Here is a 588-nt window from a genome sequence, read left to right as displayed (position 1 = left end):
ACAGAGGCTATACATGTTGAGATCAACTAGATCAAGGCGCGCAACAGCTATAAGACTTTGTGCTTGTCTTGGACTAACACTACCGATTTTGGGGTGTGAAGCAATGTCACGAGAACCTGTTGAAGCCTTAAGCACTAAAACCACGCCGGAGGCCGTAAAGGAAGTACAAGCTGCGATTGCACAAATTCAAGGTACGCCAGCACCAAGAATCGCAAGCAACGTATTTGAATCGTCTCCGCACTTGTTGATTGAGAAAGGCAGAGTTAAAGGCAAGGATAACGTGCTACTAGACGGTAGCTATACCGATTTTCCTGACCAGTACACATTGCAGATTCGCGGTACAACCTGCGGGCTGTTCCACGCGAAAACAGACCAGTTTGTGCGACTAACAGCACTGAATTGTGAACCAGTCGCCAAACGTTGATCAAAAAGCCCGCTAAAAACTGCGGGCTTTTCTTATCAATTCTGCTGAACAAATGCAACTAGATAAAATTATTTCAGCTCAATCCAAGTCTTTCTTTGCTGCTTGTCCATGAATGACCAAGCCATAAAACGACTGATCTTTTGGCCTTGGCTCATTTCCACCAC

General features: G+C 45.4%; 2 protein-coding genes. One reads left to right on the top strand and one right to left on the bottom strand.

All coding sequences use genetic code 11. From position 1 onward, the window contains the following. Positions 1–103: 103 nt before the first annotated feature. On the top strand, positions 104–424 hold the full coding sequence (locus R7R78_RS28030; protein ID WP_169566888.1) for a hypothetical protein: 321 nt from the start codon (positions 104–106) through the stop codon (positions 422–424). 68 nt (positions 425–492) lie between these two features. Here R7R78_RS28030 and R7R78_RS28025 read toward each other — a convergent pair. Then, on the bottom strand, positions 493–588 hold a 96-nt coding region (locus tag R7R78_RS28025), incomplete at its 5' end, for an RlmF-related methyltransferase (protein WP_225474842.1).

Source organism: Vibrio sp. 2134-1 (genome assembly GCF_033339495.1).
Note: the sequence above shows the minus strand (reverse complement) of the source record. Positions and strands in the feature narration are given on the sequence as shown.

Coding starts and splice junctions, on each gene's coding strand:
- R7R78_RS28030 (WP_169566888.1), top strand. CDS start 104: ATGTCACGAGAACCTGTTGAAGCCTTAAGCACTAAAACCACGCCGGAG.